Annotated in this window: 19 protein-coding genes; 1 reads left to right on the top strand and 18 read right to left on the bottom strand. The window is 54.0% G+C overall.

All coding sequences use genetic code 11. From position 1 onward, the window contains the following. Window positions 1-58: 58 nt before the first annotated feature. From AC6I8P_RS07595 to AC6I8P_RS07515, 17 genes are all read right to left on the bottom strand, one after another. On the bottom strand, window positions 59-1,054 hold the full coding sequence (locus AC6I8P_RS07595) for an alpha/beta fold hydrolase (RefSeq protein WP_481657559.1): 996 nt from the start codon (window positions 1,052-1,054) through the stop codon (window positions 59-61). A gap of 17 nt (window positions 1,055-1,071) precedes the next feature. Beyond that, the gene (locus AC6I8P_RS07590) at window positions 1,072-1,524 is read right to left on the bottom strand and encodes a DUF6130 family protein (RefSeq protein WP_021509834.1); all 453 of its coding nucleotides are present in this window, start codon (window positions 1,522-1,524) and stop codon (window positions 1,072-1,074) included. 203 nt (window positions 1,525-1,727) lie between these two features. Further along, window positions 1,728-2,474 carry an aspartate/glutamate racemase family protein gene (locus tag AC6I8P_RS07585; protein ID WP_264239954.1) on the bottom strand — a complete coding sequence of 249 codons (747 nt, stop codon included), beginning with the start codon at window positions 2,472-2,474 and terminating at the stop codon, window positions 1,728-1,730. Beyond that, window positions 2,467-3,171, bottom strand: coding sequence for a class I SAM-dependent methyltransferase (locus AC6I8P_RS07580; RefSeq protein ID WP_459747030.1), 705 nt, complete (start codon window positions 3,169-3,171; stop codon window positions 2,467-2,469). The genes AC6I8P_RS07585 and AC6I8P_RS07580 overlap by 8 nt, the downstream gene beginning before the upstream one ends. Window positions 3,172-3,187: 16 nt before the next feature. Beyond that, complete coding sequence (locus AC6I8P_RS07575; RefSeq protein WP_072208521.1) at window positions 3,188-4,417, bottom strand: DUF711 family protein; 1,230 nt, start codon at window positions 4,415-4,417, stop codon at window positions 3,188-3,190. Beyond that, window positions 4,417-5,088 carry an NTP transferase domain-containing protein gene (locus AC6I8P_RS07570; protein WP_059012212.1) on the bottom strand — a complete coding sequence of 224 codons (672 nt, stop codon included), beginning with the start codon at window positions 5,086-5,088 and terminating at the stop codon, window positions 4,417-4,419. Before AC6I8P_RS07570 ends, AC6I8P_RS07575 begins: the two co-directional genes overlap by 1 nt. Next, entirely contained in the window at window positions 5,081-5,470 is a 390-nt protein-coding gene (locus AC6I8P_RS07565) for a ParB N-terminal domain-containing protein (protein WP_211725531.1), read from the bottom strand. The genes AC6I8P_RS07570 and AC6I8P_RS07565 overlap by 8 nt, the downstream gene beginning before the upstream one ends. Then, entirely contained in the window at window positions 5,467-6,246 is a 780-nt protein-coding gene (locus AC6I8P_RS07560; protein ID WP_211725532.1) for an NTP transferase domain-containing protein, read from the bottom strand. The genes AC6I8P_RS07565 and AC6I8P_RS07560 overlap by 4 nt, the downstream gene beginning before the upstream one ends. Beyond that, window positions 6,236-8,086 (bottom strand): glycosyltransferase family 25 protein, encoded by a 1,851-nt coding sequence (locus tag AC6I8P_RS07555; protein ID WP_498031096.1) that lies wholly within the window; start codon window positions 8,084-8,086, stop codon window positions 6,236-6,238. Before AC6I8P_RS07555 ends, AC6I8P_RS07560 begins: the two co-directional genes overlap by 11 nt. Window positions 8,087-8,155: 69 nt before the next feature. Beyond that, window positions 8,156-8,434: a hypothetical protein gene (locus AC6I8P_RS07550; RefSeq protein WP_168926257.1), complete on the bottom strand. Its 279-nt coding sequence runs from the start codon at window positions 8,432-8,434 to the stop codon at window positions 8,156-8,158. After that, entirely contained in the window at window positions 8,386-9,801 is a 1,416-nt protein-coding gene (locus AC6I8P_RS07545) for an EmmdR/YeeO family multidrug/toxin efflux MATE transporter (RefSeq protein WP_459747025.1), read from the bottom strand. The genes AC6I8P_RS07550 and AC6I8P_RS07545 overlap by 49 nt, the downstream gene beginning before the upstream one ends. Before the next feature lie 120 nt (window positions 9,802-9,921). Further along, a complete protein-coding gene (locus AC6I8P_RS07540; RefSeq protein ID WP_058771132.1) occupies window positions 9,922-10,671 on the bottom strand; it encodes an ABC transporter ATP-binding protein in 750 nt (249 codons plus the stop codon). Beyond that, a complete protein-coding gene (locus tag AC6I8P_RS07535; RefSeq protein ID WP_021509824.1) occupies window positions 10,664-11,539 on the bottom strand; it encodes an ABC transporter ATP-binding protein in 876 nt (291 codons plus the stop codon). The genes AC6I8P_RS07540 and AC6I8P_RS07535 overlap by 8 nt, the downstream gene beginning before the upstream one ends. Further along, the gene (gene livM / locus AC6I8P_RS07530; RefSeq protein ID WP_459747021.1) at window positions 11,532-12,815 is read right to left on the bottom strand and encodes a high-affinity branched-chain amino acid ABC transporter permease LivM; all 1,284 of its coding nucleotides are present in this window, start codon (window positions 12,813-12,815) and stop codon (window positions 11,532-11,534) included. The genes AC6I8P_RS07535 and livM overlap by 8 nt, the downstream gene beginning before the upstream one ends. Window positions 12,816-12,825: 10 nt before the next feature. Further along, entirely contained in the window at window positions 12,826-13,740 is a 915-nt protein-coding gene (locus AC6I8P_RS07525) for an ABC transporter permease subunit (protein ID WP_021509822.1), read from the bottom strand. 81 nt (window positions 13,741-13,821) lie between these two features. After that, entirely contained in the window at window positions 13,822-14,880 is a 1,059-nt protein-coding gene (locus tag AC6I8P_RS07520; RefSeq protein ID WP_459747410.1) for a branched-chain amino acid ABC transporter substrate-binding protein, read from the bottom strand. Window positions 14,881-15,042: 162 nt separating this feature from the next. Further along, complete coding sequence (locus AC6I8P_RS07515; RefSeq protein WP_155519940.1) at window positions 15,043-15,204, bottom strand: hypothetical protein; 162 nt, start codon at window positions 15,202-15,204, stop codon at window positions 15,043-15,045. A gap of 74 nt (window positions 15,205-15,278) precedes the next feature. Between AC6I8P_RS07515 and AC6I8P_RS07510 the strand changes: the two genes are divergently transcribed. After that, window positions 15,279-16,733: an AMP nucleosidase gene (locus AC6I8P_RS07510; RefSeq protein ID WP_021509819.1), complete on the top strand. Its 1,455-nt coding sequence runs from the start codon at window positions 15,279-15,281 to the stop codon at window positions 16,731-16,733. Window positions 16,734-16,779: 46 nt separating this feature from the next. On the opposite strand, the gene AC6I8P_RS07505 is transcribed toward AC6I8P_RS07510, so the two are convergent. After that, a complete protein-coding gene (locus tag AC6I8P_RS07505; protein WP_058771127.1) occupies window positions 16,780-17,076 on the bottom strand; it encodes a hypothetical protein in 297 nt (98 codons plus the stop codon).

Raw genomic sequence — 17,076 nt, 5'->3', positions numbered from 1 at the left:
GCCGCTTATGCAAAAAAGACCGGCACGCGATGGCCGGTCAGGGTCGTGAATTACTCCGCTACAGTGCGGCCGCATCCTCAACGGCTTGCACAAACGCCTGCGGTGCTTCCGCTGGCGGATTGTGTCCGATATTGCCCGTGAAGGTGCGATGCTGGTACCTGGCGCTGAACCTGGTGCGGTACGTCTCCGGTGCCGGGTGCGGCGCCCCGTTATTATCCCCTTCGATGGTGATGGTGGGGACGCGAATTGTCGGTAACGTGGCTAATGTTTTCTCATAAGCGGCATATTTTTGCTCACCTTTTTCCAGGCCCAGGCGCCAGCGGTAGTTGCTGATAGTGATCGCCACCTGATCCGGATTATCCAGCGCTTTGGCGCTCTGGTTAAAGGTGGCATCGCTGAATTTCCAGCCGGGCGATGCCTGCTGCCAGATCAGTTTCGCAAAGTCGTGTGTATGGGCGGCATACCCCTGCTGACCGCGCTCAGTGGCGAAATAGAACTGATACCACCACTGCTGTTCGGCCTCTGGCGGCAGCGGTTTTTTACCCAACTGCTGGCTACTGATCAGATAGCCGCTGACTGACACCAGCGATTTTACCCGTTCTGGCCATAGCGCCGCGACGATGTCCGCGGTGCGTGCGCCCCAGTCAAAGCCGCCCAGCACGGCCTGCTTGATATTGAGCGCATCCATCAGCGCCACGACGTCCGCTGCGATTGCCGAAGGCTGGCCGTTACGCGGCGTTTTATCCGACAGGAAACGCGTGCTGCCGAAGCCGCGCAGATACGGCACGATCACCCGATACCCTTTTGCCGCCAGCGCCGGTGCCACCTGAGCATAGCTCTGGATATCGTACGGCCAGCCGTGCAGCAAAATCACCGCCTGGCCGTCACGCGGACCGATGTCCACATAGCCTGTGTTCAGCACGCCCGCGTTGATCTGCTGCACGTGGCTGAAGTCAGCGGCGTAATCGTGTGAGGCCGGGGTGGCGGCAAACGCGGTGCCTGCCGCCGTGAGAACCAGCGTTGCCAACAGAGTCTGACGTAACAGTGTTTTCATAATTTATCTCCGGGTAATCAGTGCGGTGCAATCTGTACGGGCACGTTAAAGGTGATGGTTTTGCTGTCGATCGGTTTATGCGTAGGATCGGCAAGAATAAGGGTGACCTTGTGCGGCCCGACAGGCAGACCGACCAGAATCACCGGCTCACCGCTGGTGTCCGCCCAGTGCCACGGGTTGTCATCCACGATGACGTGAATGTGGCCGATGCGCGGCGTGATTTTCAGCGCTTCCTGGCCAAACACGGGCTCGATGCGCAGATTTTCTGCCCGGTACTGGATAAACACCGCGCCCTTGCGCAGCGGTCCGGCCAGCGGCGCATCCACAATTAATCGCGCAGGCGGCTGGGGATGATCCAGTGGCGCCACGGCCGCCGGGCCGAGCACGTCAGCAGCGCTCAGTCGCTCCGCCCAGGCGCAGGTCGCAGAGGCGCCCATCAGTAACGTTGAAATAAACAGTCGGGTTAACATCGTGGTATCTCCATGCATTCGGTTGATGCGTACAGAAGACCACGGCGATGTATAGCGGATATGTACAGACTGGCGGGTTATGCAACGGCGTGTGTGCTGTGTGGCGGGAGATACAGTGTGATACAAATTGATGTTTACCCCGCCCGGGGGCGGGAAAATTAATGAGTTAAGCGGCCCTTCATCGTGGAAATAATTCGTCCGCCTTAATCACGCAGGCGGCGAAATGATATGGCGCGCAAAGCGGCACGCGCGAGAGCTTCGCTCGAATCAATTAACGTCATTTCCTGCCAGATCGCGCTGTGTTTTAACAAACTCAACTCTGTGCAAGCCAGAATAATGTGCGTAGCGCCCTGTTGCTTCCAGCTACTTACGGCGTCCGCTAACTGGCGCATTGATAGTTCAGACACGCTTTTTGTGGCTTTTATCTCGTTAATGCAGCGTGTCACTAGCTGTTGGGTGGATGCAGCTACATTGACGATCTCGGCGTGCTGTTGCGTAAGCGCATCCTGATACAGCCTGCTCTGATACAACATTTGCGAACCGAGCACAACGACCCGCTTGCCCTGAGGCGCAATATGCTCAAGTGTGGCATCAATAATATTAATAACCGGAATAGCTGCGTCCTTGCTCCAGCGCGACCAAAGGAGGTGAGCGGTATTACAAGGCACAACGGCAACCGTCGCACCCGCAGCAGCGAGTTCTGTAATAGTTGCGTGAATCCACGGAGAAGGATCACGTTCACCCAGTTGCAAATGACGCCCGCGGCTGGGAATTTTACTATTATTATCAATAATAAGTCGCGGATATTGCCACTCTTTATCTGCCTGAACCAGGCCATACAGCTGCTGGCAAAAATCCAGTGTTGCCCAGGGGGCTACGCCTACGACGCCTAAAACACCTTCATCTGCCGGCCAGCTAACATCGTCATAGAGAGGTGAGATATTAACCATTTTTTTGCTCAAAGTGATAAAGGCGTAATCGGGTTTCAGGATACTTATTAAGCATATGACCTTCAGGGAACATATTTTCACTCCTGGTTAAGCTGAAACCATACCGCGCAAATATAGCTTCGTATTGCTCAGCAGTTCGATATGTAGCCGAATACTCTGCTTGCAGATTCGCAGAATAGCGGTTATTGATTTCGAATCTTTCACCGACACCCGTACCATCACGCAATAATATAGTGCTTTCTGGTTTACTGTAAGTACGCAAATTACTTAACAATTTTTCAGCTTGCTCATCATTAAGGTAGATCATCAGGCCAGATATGAAAATGACATCGTACTGCTCTGAGCTACAATAACTCTCGGCAGATGAAAGAATGAAATCGACATTTTCAATATTGCGTTTGCTGGCTTCAAGCTTACCCACTTCAATCATTGCAGCTGAAAACTCTACAGCGGTGATTTTTTTTGCGCCCTCATGCTGAAAGCGAAAAGCCCACTGCCCGACCCCGGCGCCGAGATCAAGTACCGTTTTCCCTGTCAGGTCAGGTAACCAGGCAAAAACTTTTTGCATCTCTGTGCGAATTTTAATATCGAGAAATTTTGGATCGTTTTCCAGATTTGCTAAACTTTCAAACGATAACTTATTGTAATTATCCGGTCGGCGATCCCAAAAATCCTTCACTTTTTTTGCATCTAACATTTCATTAAGCCTGATTTTAGCGATACGTCCAGCGTTCATTATCAGCAGAAAAATCAACATCACTTTTCGCGACATTCATAATGCGGCTATTGCAGAGGAAGTCATAATTAAAGCGTGTAAATTCATTTACCTCTCCGCCAGGAATAGGTAATAAACGTACACCGAGCGGTTTCGTTAACCGCACCGCGAGTGCAGCCGTATCAAGAATAATCGCGGCAATATCTTCAGGCAGTGTCGAACCTGGCACCGGGAGCATATCTAATCCACAACCACAAACAGTTGACCATGCATTAAGCGTATCAATGCTTAATGCACGACGATTATTGGTACTCGCCAGGGCATCATCTTCCAGTACTGAGAACATGACGCCATTGAAACCCGTTGCGCGAGCACCACTGATTGCGACTGCGCTTTTAATCGCATTCGTCAGAATACTGGTTATAAAGAGTGATCCCTGAACGCCACCAGGACGCGCACCAAGATTTTCAACTAACCTGCCGACAGAAATACTGCCATCCGGAAAAGGTGCCAGCGAGGCATCCAGACCGGCATAGTCAAGCCCTGAATCAGACGCCAGCTCATGACCGAATGCATCAATTTCGCGTAAGCGTGCGCAGAGTCGAAGAATAAACTGGTCAGCAAAGTCCGCCAGCAGCATGTTGCCTTCCCGCACCTGCTCACTCAATTCCAAAGCAATATCGGTAGTTTCGAGGGCAAAACTAAACTTCAGTGTCTCACCTTCATGCCGGGAAAACGGAAAAAACGGGGCATTTGGCGGACAACGCAATGAGGCACCGAGGCGGAAATTATCAAAGCCATTATTACTGCGATGTGCTACCTGCAACATGAAACGGGCAACGTCATGGCTGGCTCGAATATTTATACCCTGCTCATCGGCTACCATCAGATTCAGAAACATACGCGGTTGCCTGAAGAGTAAAGCAAACGCGGCATCTAACCGTCCGCGGTAATTATCGCCATGCGTTAAGTCCAGCGGTAAGCAAAACCAGCGAATATCAAGTCTTTCAGCCAACGCATTGATTGAATTTATTCGTGCTGGCAGGGTATAAATCTCATCTTCATCACGATCATTCAATGGTGGCAGGGTTAAACGTAATGTTCGCAGTGGCCAACGACGAGACTGGAGTTTATCAATCACTAACGTGCGAAAGTGATGTAAACGTGACTCAGAATGCCCGTCGGAAATAGCGGAGTAAGGCAAGCCCAGCGTAATAGCTCGTATCATTAACCGTGATCCTCCTGCATCAGACGCCAGTAATCTGCCAGCGTATTAATTTCATTAAATGCATGCTCCCCCAGGTCGTGAGCGTAGAGTGCTGTCGTTTTCTGACACGGTAACGTTTGGGCGGCATACAAATTACCATACCGCAGGCATTGCTTATGCCACTGACTCAGGAGTGCCATATCACTGACTTTAAACAGACCCATAGCCTCAGGGTGCTCTGCGGCGCGTATCGGTCCCAGATACGTCTCCTCCACGATGCCCTGGCGATTAACGTCACAATGAATGGAGGTCAGCATGCGATTATGCCGCTGGTGAGTCAAAACGAGATTTCCCTCAGCGTGATCCATTTCATTGATAAGCTGAGGAGAAAAAAACATATCTCCCGAGACAACATACGTGGGGCTATTAATCTGATTCAGGGCCAATCCCAGACTCATTGCATTATTAGTCGTTGCCCAGTTGTCATTGATAACGTAATTCAGATCGGGGTAGGACTCCATAATCTGTAACGCACCAAAGCCAATCACTACGGTGATTTTTTTCCCATGAAAGGCATCAATAGCATAGTCGAGAATCGTTTTCCGCGTTTTGGGATGGCGAATTAAAACTTTATTTTTACCATCCAGTTGCAGGCTTCTGCCGGCGGCCAGAATGATGGCATTTTCAACCATGATAGCCTAACTCCTGCAGCGAAAATTGACATACCGGCATGGGTACAACGAAATCATGCTTTACCGTTTTATAAGGGTAGATGTCATTGATTAATGCACGCCTCGCCACTTCCTGCCAGTCAAATTGATGATTTTCGCGCAACGATCTTAAGGGCACCGAGGCGTAATCAAATCGTACGACCGGCACTCTTTTTAGTCCCAGACTGAGCGCGACTTCCATACGGTGCTGGCCGTCCAGTACCAGATTATGGTGTAGATCAAGCGCCAGAGGTTTTATCCAAACGCCTTCCTGAAGGATTTTATCACGCAACCATTCAACGCGACGTGAACTGAATTTTTCAATATGGCGCAATTTTTGTGGTTCAAAAAACTCTACATTCATTTTAGTGCCTCAAAATTTTCTAATAATAAATGATAATCCGCAACCGCCTGCCGGTAATCGACTTCTTCGTTGAAAGATCTTGCAAACAAATCCGTAATATCTACAGCACGGCAGGGTAAGCAAGAGCGGTGTACAATCCAGGGTGCCATGTAATATTGCTGGGTACTTGTCTGTAAAAACGTCTGCCGCAGGCGTCGATCGTTTTCCACCTGTTCCGGAGAGACACTTAGCAAGCCGACCATTTTCATCCAGCCATCAAATGCGGAGTCGTAATCGGGCACATAGGCAATTTTCTTTATAGCAGGTTCAGCTTTACTGGCTTCGACAATACCGCCAGTAAGGCAAGCGTTGTAATAACCATGGGTGAGCCAAAAACTGTCACTGCCCATTTCAGCTTGCATTAACCGCGGCCATACACGTGGATCCAGCAAAACATCCGTTTCGATAATTGTATAGCCATATTCAGGATGATTAAGCGCGCTGACACCTTTTTCAACGGATAATATGTTGACATCATTTTTATAATTATCATTGTGCACTAACTTAATATTAGCATCAGCATAATTATCTTTAATCCAGCGTTCTACAACTGATGACTGATGACCGGTAACCAGTACAATTTCACGCTCGCCGCATTTTAACAGCTCAGTCAGCAACGTATCCAGCACGGTGATTTCACCGACCGGCAGCAAGCATTTAGGATAATTCAGGGTCAGATGCCCCATTCTCGTTCCCTGACCAGCAACCAGTAATATTGCGGCGCGTTTAGAAGACATTGTGATGAACTCCAGCGGGCATAAGGGTTTTTTCAATGATTTTTACAATCTCACTGCCTGCGCCCTGCTCTGGCATATGAAGTTCATCACGTAAAACCTGCAGTCGCTTATCACGCATGGGATCCTTGCCTGAAACAAGATTATCAACGAAAGTTTTAATATCTGCGGATTCATTCGCAACGTCATAAGCGTCATAAATAAATTCAGCGCTACTGTTAATACCGAGGCAGTTTTTATGAGTCAGGAAAAGGATTGGCTTGCGCGAAGGTAAATACTCCAGCAAAAACGATCCTGCATCTGCCATCAGCGCATCTGATTGTGAAAAGGCGTAGCGATAATCTGCAGAAAAATCCCACTCCACATGTGATTTGAGATGAGAGTATTCGCGCAGCATTTGCCAGTTGTGAGCAGTTTCGCTGTGTGTTCCGCGCTCTATACGAATATCCAGAAATTGTTTAAAAAGCGGATGTGGCCGAATAATCAAATTAACGTCATCACGTTTGATGATATCGAGCATTGCCTGTGTATATAAATTAAATGTAGACCACATCTTTTCATCATCAGGCATGACGAAATGCGGTGCCCATAATAGCGTTGGCTTGTCTTTATTAACTTTGCCATCCGCCTGGGCGCCAAAGCGTGATGGATAGTTATCAAGCTTTGGATGTCCGCTAACATAGACGTGTTGATTGCCATTTCCGCAATATTTAGCAAACTCATCTTTATGCCGCTGAGAGCGAACGAATACCCACCTGGCAACATTTTGACAGGGAAGATTGTACTGATAAACACGGTTTCTCTCGCCATCACCCATATCTAACCCATAAGGAATATAGGCGATAGAAATATTGCGTCGATTAAGCGTCAAACTTTGCAGTTCATTGGGACGTGCATCATCATAAGGATTTTGTAAAAAAACCACATGCGGCTTACGCGCCGTAATCTCATACTCGTGATACTCGGTATACCGGATACCCTTATCATTTAATAAATCACGCTGTGCAGTGTAATCCGGTGCTTTTGCGCCCCGACTGAAATAGGGCGCAAGGATAATCTGGCAATCAAAATGCGGTTTGGCCTGCATAGCGCGATATACCGACTCAAAGTTAGTCCAGCCGGGGGCCCACTGGAAAAAGATATCCACTTTTATCTTTTCTTCGCCAGGTTGATAGGCTGGCCACACTATTTCTTCTAATTTTTTAGCGAAATGCGCTCGATAATCAACAGGTTGGTTTTCGATATCACTTTTATCAGCGGCCTGATAGCCCGCATTGGGAAAGATACCCAACCAGCGGTCACGTTTTATCAAACTATTCCAGCGTACATCTAAAGCCCAGCACTGAGGAACGCCACCCGCCAGTAACCCCTGCAAGCTTTCTGCATAATTATCAATGAGAGTGGAGTAATAATCACCGTTCACAATGTAAGCGCAAGCGCACCATGCATATTGCGGCTTAACAATATAATCCACACTTTTTAACGGCACGACGTTATCATAGTTGGCAGCGAGCAGCGCGACATGCCAGTTGATCTGCTGTAAAGAGGAGAGAAATAGATCAATTCGCTGTTTGGTCTGAATATCATCATGGAAAACCATATCGTCTTCCAGAATCAATAAATTTTTCCAGCCGTTTTGCTGAGCCATTTGCAGCACGAGAATATGTGATTTAATACAGCCGATATAGCCTGGCGCTTCTTCAATAGCCTCAAAACGGACAATCTTTTCACGTGGTACGCCAATTGCTTTTAATTGACGAGCGATACGTACCCTGCGATCCTTGCGTTTGTTCAGGTTGATGTATACAACCTTATCTATTGTCTGCCAGTTGACTGCCATCATCTCTACACCCATCGCACTAAGAAAGCTCTCATTTTCAGGACGGCGCAATAAAGACAATTCTTAAGGAAATTAAAAAAATTTTTTAGGTTTACTGGCAAGGCGCACAGTTGTCGCATCACGATCGAATTCACGAAAGCGCTGAGTTAGGTTGCCAGCGGAAAGGCAGCGGTCAGCCCGAAAATAGCCGTGCGGCTTGAGGCGGGGCCGGGTATGGCAGGCATAGGGTGCGATCTGTTTTTGCTGGCGCAATAACCCGATCATAAAACCCTGTGCCTGTCTTTTTGTGGGATTCCTCAGCCCTATGGGCCACTGCTCTTCGCGAGCATTTTGCGGTAATTGTTCAGCCATTTGCCGCTGGTTAAACGCCACCAGAAACTGATACCGCGCACCGTCCAGTCGAGGAACATGCCGAGCCAGACGCCAATCACCCCCATGCCCAGCACGATGCCGAGCAGATAACCGGCCACCACGCGCGCGCCCCACATACTGAACATCGATACATACATGGTGTACCGTGCGTCGCGCGCGCCTTTTAGTCCGGCCGGCAGCACCCAGGAGGCGGTCCAGATAGGCATAAAGGCGGCATTCAGCCAGATCAGGTGTTTGGTTACCTCAATCACCTGCGGATCGCGGGTGTAGAATCGCGCCAGCATGCCCGCCAGCGGCACGGTGATAAACGCCAGCGTGCATAGCCCAATCATCGCCAGCCAGAATACGTGCTTGATCTGCCGCTCCGCCTGCATCACCTGATTTTTCCCCAGCCGCCTGCCGGTGATAATGGTCGACGCAGAACCCAGCGCGTTGCCCGGCAGGTTGATCAGGGTGGCGATGGAGAAGGCAATAAAATTACCGGCGATCTCATTGGTGCCCATGCCGGCGACAAAAATCTGCGTCAGCAGTTTGCCGCCGTTAAACAACACCGATTCGATACTGGCCGGTACGCCAATCCCCAGCACTTCCATCAGGATGTTGCGATCCCAGCGGCGGAAATAGCTGGCCAGCGTGATTTTCAGCGCCGGACTGATGCCGCGATACAGCACGTAAATGGCCGCCGCCGCGCCGATATAGCGTGAAATGGTTAATCCCAGCCCGGCACCGACAAATCCCATCCCTTCCCAGCCAAGCGCACCGTAGATCAGCACGCTACTGATGATGATATTCAGGATATTCATGCCGCCGTTAATCAGCATCGGAATTTTAGTGTTGCCGGCACCGCGTAACGCGCCGCTGCCTATCAGCGCAATCGCCGCCGCCGGATAGCTCCACGCGGAGGTTTGCAGATAGCTGAGCGCCAGTTCTTTTACCTGCGGCTCGGCGTTACCGGCGATCACGTCAACAATCAGATGCCCCCAGAACTCGATGGCAATGACCAGCACAAACGCCAGTACCGTCATCAATCCCAGCGACTGCCGCGTCGCCGCACGCGCACGCTTGCCGTTGCGTTTGGCCAGGCTGAACGCCACCACCACCGTGGTGCCGAGATCGATGGCGGCAAAAAAGGAGATGATCACCATGTTGAAGCTGTCGGCCAGCCCCACGCCCGCCATCGCCTCTTTGCCCAGCCAGCTCACCAGAAAGGTACTGAGAACCCCCATCAGCATCACGCACAGGTTCTCAATAAAGATGGGCACCGCCAGTGGGGTGATTTCACGCCACAACAGCGTGCGATAAGCACGGCGTTTGGGATACCACGCCGTGTTTCTGATCGCCCGCATTACTGCTACGCCAGGATTTTGCAAGGGAATACCAAATCACTTTGGTTAAGAAGTAGAGTAATAATGATGATAGGCTGCTAACGATTATGCAAAGTGTTTCCCGTCACCATTTAATCATTATTACAAACTTTTTGCTGACTCCCCGCCCGCGCCGACGCTGCCGCCCAGATAGGCGCTGCGCACCTCTTCGTTGTGCAACAGTTCGCTGCCGCTGCCGCTCAGACGAATTTCGCCATTGACCATCACATACCCGCGATCCGCCAGTTGCAGCGCGTGGCGCGCGTTCTGCTCCACCAGAAACAGCGTCATGCCCTGCTGCGTCAGCTCGCGCAGGATGCTGAAAATCTGCTTTACCACCAGCGGGGCCAGACCGAGGCTGGGTTCATCCAGCAGCAGCAGACGCGGCCGGCTCATCAGCGCGCGGGCGATCGCCAGCATTTGCTGCTCGCCGCCGGAGAGCGTCATTGCCCGCTGTTTTCGCCGCTCCAGCAGGCGTGGAAACAGCGTGTACATGCGTTCTTTATCCTGCTTCATGTAGCGCTCGCCGATGGCGATGGTGCCCATCAGCAGGTTCTCTTCCACCGTCATATCCGGAAAGATGCGCCGTCCTTCCGGCGCCTGGGCAATACCGCTGGCGGCGATAAAATGGGTCGACCGCTGGCTGATGGCTTCTCCGCGCAGGCGAATTTCACCGCTGGCAATGCGCGGCTGACCAAAAATCGACATCAGCAGCGTGGATTTTCCCGCACCGTTGGCCCCAATCAGCGCCACGGTTTCCCCTTCCGCCACGGTCAGCGACACCTGCTTCAGCGCCTGCACCGGGCCGTAAAACACATCCACCTGTTCAAACGCCAGCATTGCTTCAGCCATGCTCGCTCTCCTCTTCCGCGCCGAGATAAGCGGCGATCACCTTCGCATCGTGTCGAATCTGCTGCGGCGTGCCCTGGGCGATCACGTCACCGTGATCCAGTACGACGATGTGATCGGAAATGCGCATCACCATCGGCATATCGTGTTCAATCAACAGCACGCTGATGCGATGATCGGCGCGCAGCTGGTGCAGAATCTGGCTCAGCGCCTCGGTTTCGACCGGATTAAGCCCCGCTGCGGGCTCATCCAGGCAGATCAGCTCCGGCCGGGTGCACATGGCGCGCGCAATCTCCAGCCGGCGCTGCTGGCCGTAAGAGAGCGTACCGGCCAGCCGGTTGGCACTGCTGACCAGATCAACGCGCTCCAGCCAGTAAAAAGCGCGATCGAGCGCGCGACTCTCCGCCGCCCGATAGCCGCGGGTATTGAGGATGCCGGCCAGCAGCTGACGGTTGACCTGCATATGCTGCGCCACCAGCAGGTTCTCCACCACCGACATCTCGCGAAACAGGCGGATGTTCTGAAAGGTACGCGCCAGACCGGCGCGGTTGACCAGATGTGCGCCGCCAAACATCTTGTACCAGATACGCGAGCCCAGCCGCGCCGGCCGCAACCAGTCACCCGGCTGAATCTTCTGGCCCAGCACCTGGATCACATCGGTGCTGCGCTGATGGGCATTGAGCACAATGCGCCCGCCGCTGGCGCGATAAAATCCCGTCAGGCAGTTAAATACCGTGGTTTTGCCCGCGCCGTTGGGGCCAATCAGCGCGGTGACCGAGCCGCGCTCCACGCGCAGGCTGACATCATTCAGCGCTTTGATGCCGCCAAAGCGCATCATCAGGTTATCAACCTGCAGGATGGCATCACTCATGGCGTACTCCTTTTCTCAGCGGCACACCGACGCGTGCGGTGCGCACCAGGCCGCGCGGACGCCAGATCATCATCAGCACCATCAACATGCCAAACAGCAGCACGCGGTACTCGGCAAAGCTGCGTAGCAGCTCGGGCGCCACCGTCAGCACAAACGCAGCCAGCACCACGCCAAGCGTCGAGCCCATCCCGCCCAGCACCACGATAGCCAGAATCAGCGCGGACTCAAAAAAGGTAAATGAGGTGGGATTAACGAACCCCTGGTAACTGGCAAAAAACACCCCGGCGATACCGGCGGTTGAGGCGCCGAGCATAAAGGCCGACAGCTTCACCAGCACGTGATTCAGCCCCATCGCGCGACAGGCGATTTCATCTTCACGCAACGCTTCCCACGCCCGGCCAATCGGCATGCGCGTCAGCCGGTGCTTGATAAACAGCACCAGCAGCACTACCAGCACCAGCACCACGTAAATAAAGATGAACTTCATGTTGGGGTTGTAATCGAGATGCAAAAACTGGTGGTACGGTATGCCGCCCTCTTTTGCCCGGCGGGCGAATTCAAGGCCGAGAAAGGTTGGTGACGGCACCGAGACGCCGTTCGGGCCCCCGGTGAACGACAGCCAGTTATTCAGCACCAGCCGGATAATTTCACCGAAGCCGAGCGTGACGATAGCCAGATAGTCACCGTGCATGCGCAGCACCGGAAAGCCGAGCAGCGCACCGGCCAATGCCGCCAGCAGCGCAGCGATGGGGATCATGCTCCAGAAACCCAGCCCGAGATATTGATAGCCCAGCGCCAGCCCGTAGGCACCAATGGCGTAAAATGCCACGTAGCCCAGATCGAGCAGCCCGGCGAGGCCGACCACGATATTAAGCCCGAGTCCCAACAGCACGTAGATCAGCCCGAGAATCGCCACCGTCAGCAGATACTTGCTGGAGAGAAACGGAAACGCCAGAGCCACAACCAGCAGCAGCGGTATTATCCAGCGCAGGCGCGAGCGGTAACCGGGTTCACGCACGTATACGCCGTCATCGTTGCCCTCAAAGTTGCGCAGAAAACGGCGCCCCACGGCGGTATGCAGAAACAGCCCCAGCAACAAACGTCCTGCCATCACCACCGCCACCAGCAGCGCCACGCGCAGCGGCGACAGCGTAAAACTGTAGCCGCTGAGCACCACGCCCACTACCGGGCCGAACACCACCAGCGCGACGGCACCGGCCAGCAGCGTGTCGAGCAGCACCTGACGGATGCCGCCTGTTTGCGTCATTGCATTCATTCTGGCTTCCTCACACTTTGGCGACCAGCGGCCGGCCCAGCAGTCCCTGCGGACGGAAGATTAAAATCACCACCAGCAGCGAAAACGAGAACACATCTTTGTAATCAGAGTTCACCAGCCCGGCGAACTGCGCCTCGGCCACGCCCAGTAGCAAACCGCCCAGCATCGCACCGGGCAGCGAACCGATGCCCCCCAGCACCGCCGCGGTGAAGGCTTTGATGCCGATAATGAAGCCGGCGTAGAAATCAAACGTGCCGTAGTTCATGGTAACCAGCACCCCGGCCAGCCCGGCCATCGCCGCGCCGATGACAAACACCAGCGAAATCACCCGGTCGGTATTGATACCGAGAATCGACGCCATGCGCCGATCCTGCTGGACCGCACGGCAGATACGGCCCAGTTTGGTGTACTGGATAATCCAGGTCAGCAGCGCCATCCCGCACAGCGCCGCCACCAGGATAAACACTTTGGTCCAGGTGATTTGCACCACGCCGCCGTCGATCTCCATACGCAGCACGCCACTGAGCAAGGTGGGAATGCCCTGCTGATTCGGTCCCTGACTGAGCTGCACATAGTTTTGCAGAATCAGCGACATACCAATGGCAGAGATCAGCGGTGCCAGCCGGGTGGAATTGCGCAGCGGACGATAGGCAATGCGCTCAATGGCCCAGCCGTAAGCGGCGGTGACCACGATGGTGAACAACAGCGTGCCAAAGATCAGCAGTGGAAAGGAGTGAATGCCAAAGTAGCTGAGCAGCGCCAGCCCGATCGCACACAGATAAGCAGAGATCATGTACACCTCGCCGTGGGCGAAGTTAATCATGCCGATAATGCCGTAAACCATGGTGTAGCCGATGGCGATCAGCCCGTAGACCGCGCCCAGCGTCAGGCCGTTAATCAGCTGCTGTATAAAAAAGGCGTCCATATTGTCTCTCGCAGGTGGAAGGCGTGCACAGGTCACGCTCAGATGCGAACGGCCCCGCTGCGCGCGGAGCCGCAGAGCGAATTACAGCTGGTGATATTTGCCTTTGTCATCCCACTGATAGACCACGTAATCCGAGACTTTCAGGTCGCCTTTTTCATCCCACGCCTTCTTGCCCATCACGGTGTCAACGCTGTTGGCCTTCAGCCAGTCGCTGGCTTTGGCATTGTCTTTACCTGCCGCTTTGTAGGCGGCGGCCAGAGCCTGAATGGAGGCGTAGGCGTAGAGCGTATACCCTTCTGGCTCAAAACCGCTGGCGCGGAATTTTTCAATCACCGCTTTGCCATCGGCAATCGTGCGCGGATCATTACCGAAGGTCATATACACACCTTTGGTGTACTGCGGACCGCCGGCGGCAGTCACCAGTTCCTGAGTCACAATGCAGTCGCCGGAGAAGAAAGCCGCATTGACGCCCTGCTCACGCATCTGCCGCACCAGCGGACCCGCCTCCGGATGACAGCCACCGAAATAGACCACATCCGGTTTCACCGCGCCGATTTTGGTGACCAGCGCGTTAAAGTCTTTTTCACCGCGCGACAGCCCCTCATACAGCACTTCTTTCACGCCGCGTTTCTCCAGCGCCGCTTTGGTGGCATCCGCCAGCCCCTGACCGTAAGTATCTTTATCGTGGATCACCGCCACTTTCTTCGCTTTCAACGTATCGAGAATATAGTTCGCGGCGATAGTTCCCTGCTGGTCATCACGCCCGCACATGCGGAACAGGGTTTTCATGCCGCGCTCGGTGATTTGTGGATTGGTTGAACCGGGCGTAATCGCCAGTACGCCCGCCTCGTCATACACCTCTGAGGCTGGCATGGTCGAGGATGAGCAGAAATGGCCCACCACCGCCATCACTTTGTCCTGATCCACCAGCCGGTTGGCAACGGCCACCGCCTGCTTGGGTTCGCAGGCGTCATCGCCCTGCACCAGCACAATTTTTTCACCGTTTATGCCGCCCGCAGCGTTAATGTCCGCCGCGGCCTGGCTGGCGCCCTTCCAGTATTGCGTACCGTACGTAGCATTCGGTCCGGTAAACGGACCGGCCACGCCAATCTTTATGTCAGCCTGCGCGTAGAACGCCATGCTTAAACAACCTGCCATCACCACCTTCAATGGGTGTTTTATGAATTTCAAAGACATGCTTTCAATCCTCAACGGGTCAGGAACGGAGCCATACCACGGCCTGGGAGAAATCAATCTGAAACACTTCGAGAGCAGTGTGGCCTGTGCGACCACGGTTGAAATTTAAGCAAAAAGCTCGCCAGAGAAGACAATCGGTGACAATTTTTTTGCAGCGGCATCGCAGCCGGGCGGAAAACGTGCGATGTGGCCTCCCTGCACCTGATAAACATAGCCAGCCTTTTGCCGCCTACCAGCACCGTGATGGTGCAGAATGCGGTCGATCACAGATTCTTCATCGTGATGAGAGGTTTATCCGCTATGCTCTGGTCAAATCGGTCCAAATTGCTGAAGGAGAATCTATGAATACGCAACGGAACGGATTGACCACCGAACAGGCGCTGGATCAACTGGAGCGTCTGTATGACGACGCGGTTGAAGCGCTGCGCAACGCCATTCGCACGTTCACTGCCAGCGGCACACTGCCGGACGCCGGGCTGCGCCAGCAGGGGCTGTTTGTCTATCCGGAGCTGCGCATCACCTGGCAGGGTGAAGGCCCGCAGCAAAATCGCACCCGCGCCTGGGGACGTTTTACCCACACCGGTCGCTACAGCACCACCATCACGCGCCCGGCGCTGCTGCGTCACTATCTCAGCGAACAGCTGCAGATGATCGAAAAAGAGTACGACGTGCTGATTGAGGTGGGTCCGTCACAGCAGGAAATCCCTTATCCCTATGTGATTGATGGCTCCGACCTGTCGCTGGACCGCTCCATGAGCGCCAGTATTGCGCGCCATTTCCCGACGACCGAACTGTCGCAGATTGGCGATGAAACCGCTGATGGCCTGTTCAACGCCGACGCGCTGTTCCCGCTGTCGCATTTCGACGCGCTGCGCACCGATTTCTCCCTGGCGCGCCTGCGTCACTACACCGGCACCGCGGTAGAACACTTCCAGCCGTTTGTACTGTTCACTAACTACACGCGCTACGTCGATGAGTTCGTGCGCTGGGCGATTGAGCAGGTGCAGGACCCCAGCACGCCTTACGACAGTCTCGCCTGCGCCGGCGATGTGGTGATCACGGCGGAAACGCAGGACCCAACGGCGATGATGTCGGATCTGGCGTGGAAGAAGCATCAGATGCCCGCCTGGCATTTAACCTCGCCCAATCGTCGCGGCATCACGCTGGTGAATATTGGCGTCGGTCCGTCGAACGCCAAAACCATCTGCGACCACCTCGCGGTGGTGCGCCCACATGCGTGGCTGATGATTGGTCACTGCGGTGGCCTGCGTGAAAGCCAGAGCATCGGCGATTACGTGCTAGCGCACGCCTATCTGCGTGACGACCACGTGCTGGACAGCGTATTACCACCGGATATCCCGATCCCGAGCATTGCGGAGGTGCAGCGTGCCCTGTACGACGCCACCAAAGCAGTCAGCGGTATGCCCGGCGAAGAGGTGAAGCAGCGCCTGCGCACCGGTACGGTCGTCACCACGGACGACCGCAACTGGGAGCTGCGCTACTCCGCATCTGCGTTACGCTTCAACCTGAGCCGCGCGGTGGCGGTGGATATGGAGAGCGCCACCATTGCCGCACAGGGTTATCGTTTCCGCGTACCGTACGGCACCCTGCTGTGCGTCTCGGATAAACCGCTGCACGGTGAAATCAAACTGCCCGGCCAGGCCAACCGTTTCTATGAGGGCGCCATCTCGGAACATCTGCAGATTGGCATCTGCGCCGTTGAGCTGCTGCGCGCCGAGGGTGACAAACTGCACTCCAGGAAACTACGCACCTTCAACGAACCGCCCTTCCGCTAAACCCGCTGTTCCGGCCCATGGACGGGCCGGATTTCTGCTGACAACCTTAAATTTTCAGCACCGCCACTTTTACAAACCATGCCAGTACGGCGAGGAGAGCCGGTAACATGAGTGTCCAGATCAGTCTGTCATTTAACCGTTCGAACTTTTTATCGATACGCTTCTCCACCTGACCGATCTCATTCATCAGTTGATTGCACATCAGCCCCTGTTCGGTACGCACGCGTTCCACGTCCGCTCTGGTGGCAAGGTTTTCAAAACGCGCGGTCAGGACCGCAACATCCTGCTGTAACAGCCGGGTGGTGTTCGCCAGCTGTTCCACGTGTTGGGTTAATCGTACCAT

It is taken from the genome of gamma proteobacterium symbiont of Lampromicra miyakona, from assembly GCF_059730895.1.
This window is presented reverse-complemented; position numbering and strand designations above follow the sequence as displayed.

Excerpts from the sequence above, each read along its gene's own strand:
- AC6I8P_RS07595 (WP_481657559.1), bottom strand. The coding sequence starts at position 1,054 with ATGAAAACACTGTTACGTCAGACTCTGTTGGCAACGCTGGTTCTCACG.
- AC6I8P_RS07590 (WP_021509834.1), bottom strand. The coding sequence starts at position 1,524 with ATGTTAACCCGACTGTTTATTTCAACGTTACTGATGGGCGCCTCTGCG.
- AC6I8P_RS07585 (WP_264239954.1), bottom strand. The coding sequence starts at position 2,474 with ATGGTTAATATCTCACCTCTCTATGACGATGTTAGCTGGCCGGCAGAT.
- AC6I8P_RS07580 (WP_459747030.1), bottom strand. The coding sequence starts at position 3,171 with ATGTTAGATGCAAAAAAAGTGAAGGATTTTTGGGATCGCCGACCGGAT.
- AC6I8P_RS07575 (WP_072208521.1), bottom strand. The coding sequence starts at position 4,417 with ATGATACGAGCTATTACGCTGGGCTTGCCTTACTCCGCTATTTCCGAC.
- AC6I8P_RS07570 (WP_059012212.1), bottom strand. The coding sequence starts at position 5,088 with ATGGTTGAAAATGCCATCATTCTGGCCGCCGGCAGAAGCCTGCAACTG.
- AC6I8P_RS07565 (WP_211725531.1), bottom strand. The coding sequence starts at position 5,470 with ATGAATGTAGAGTTTTTTGAACCACAAAAATTGCGCCATATTGAAAAA.
- AC6I8P_RS07560 (WP_211725532.1), bottom strand. The coding sequence starts at position 6,246 with ATGTCTTCTAAACGCGCCGCAATATTACTGGTTGCTGGTCAGGGAACG.
- AC6I8P_RS07555 (WP_498031096.1), bottom strand. The coding sequence starts at position 8,086 with ATGATGGCAGTCAACTGGCAGACAATAGATAAGGTTGTATACATCAAC.
- AC6I8P_RS07550 (WP_168926257.1), bottom strand. The coding sequence starts at position 8,434 with ATGGCTGAACAATTACCGCAAAATGCTCGCGAAGAGCAGTGGCCCATA.
- AC6I8P_RS07545 (WP_459747025.1), bottom strand. The coding sequence starts at position 9,801 with ATGCGGGCGATCAGAAACACGGCGTGGTATCCCAAACGCCGTGCTTAT.
- AC6I8P_RS07540 (WP_058771132.1), bottom strand. The coding sequence starts at position 10,671 with ATGGCTGAAGCAATGCTGGCGTTTGAACAGGTGGATGTGTTTTACGGC.
- AC6I8P_RS07535 (WP_021509824.1), bottom strand. The coding sequence starts at position 11,539 with ATGAGTGATGCCATCCTGCAGGTTGATAACCTGATGATGCGCTTTGGC.
- livM (WP_459747021.1), bottom strand. The coding sequence starts at position 12,815 with ATGAATGCAATGACGCAAACAGGCGGCATCCGTCAGGTGCTGCTCGAC.
- AC6I8P_RS07525 (WP_021509822.1), bottom strand. The coding sequence starts at position 13,740 with ATGGACGCCTTTTTTATACAGCAGCTGATTAACGGCCTGACGCTGGGC.
- AC6I8P_RS07520 (WP_459747410.1), bottom strand. The coding sequence starts at position 14,880 with ATGGCGTTCTACGCGCAGGCTGACATAAAGATTGGCGTGGCCGGTCCG.
- AC6I8P_RS07510 (WP_021509819.1), top strand. The coding sequence starts at position 15,279 with ATGAATACGCAACGGAACGGATTGACCACCGAACAGGCGCTGGATCAA.
- AC6I8P_RS07505 (WP_058771127.1), bottom strand. The coding sequence starts at position 17,076 with ATGGTACGATTAACCCAACACGTGGAACAGCTGGCGAACACCACCCGG.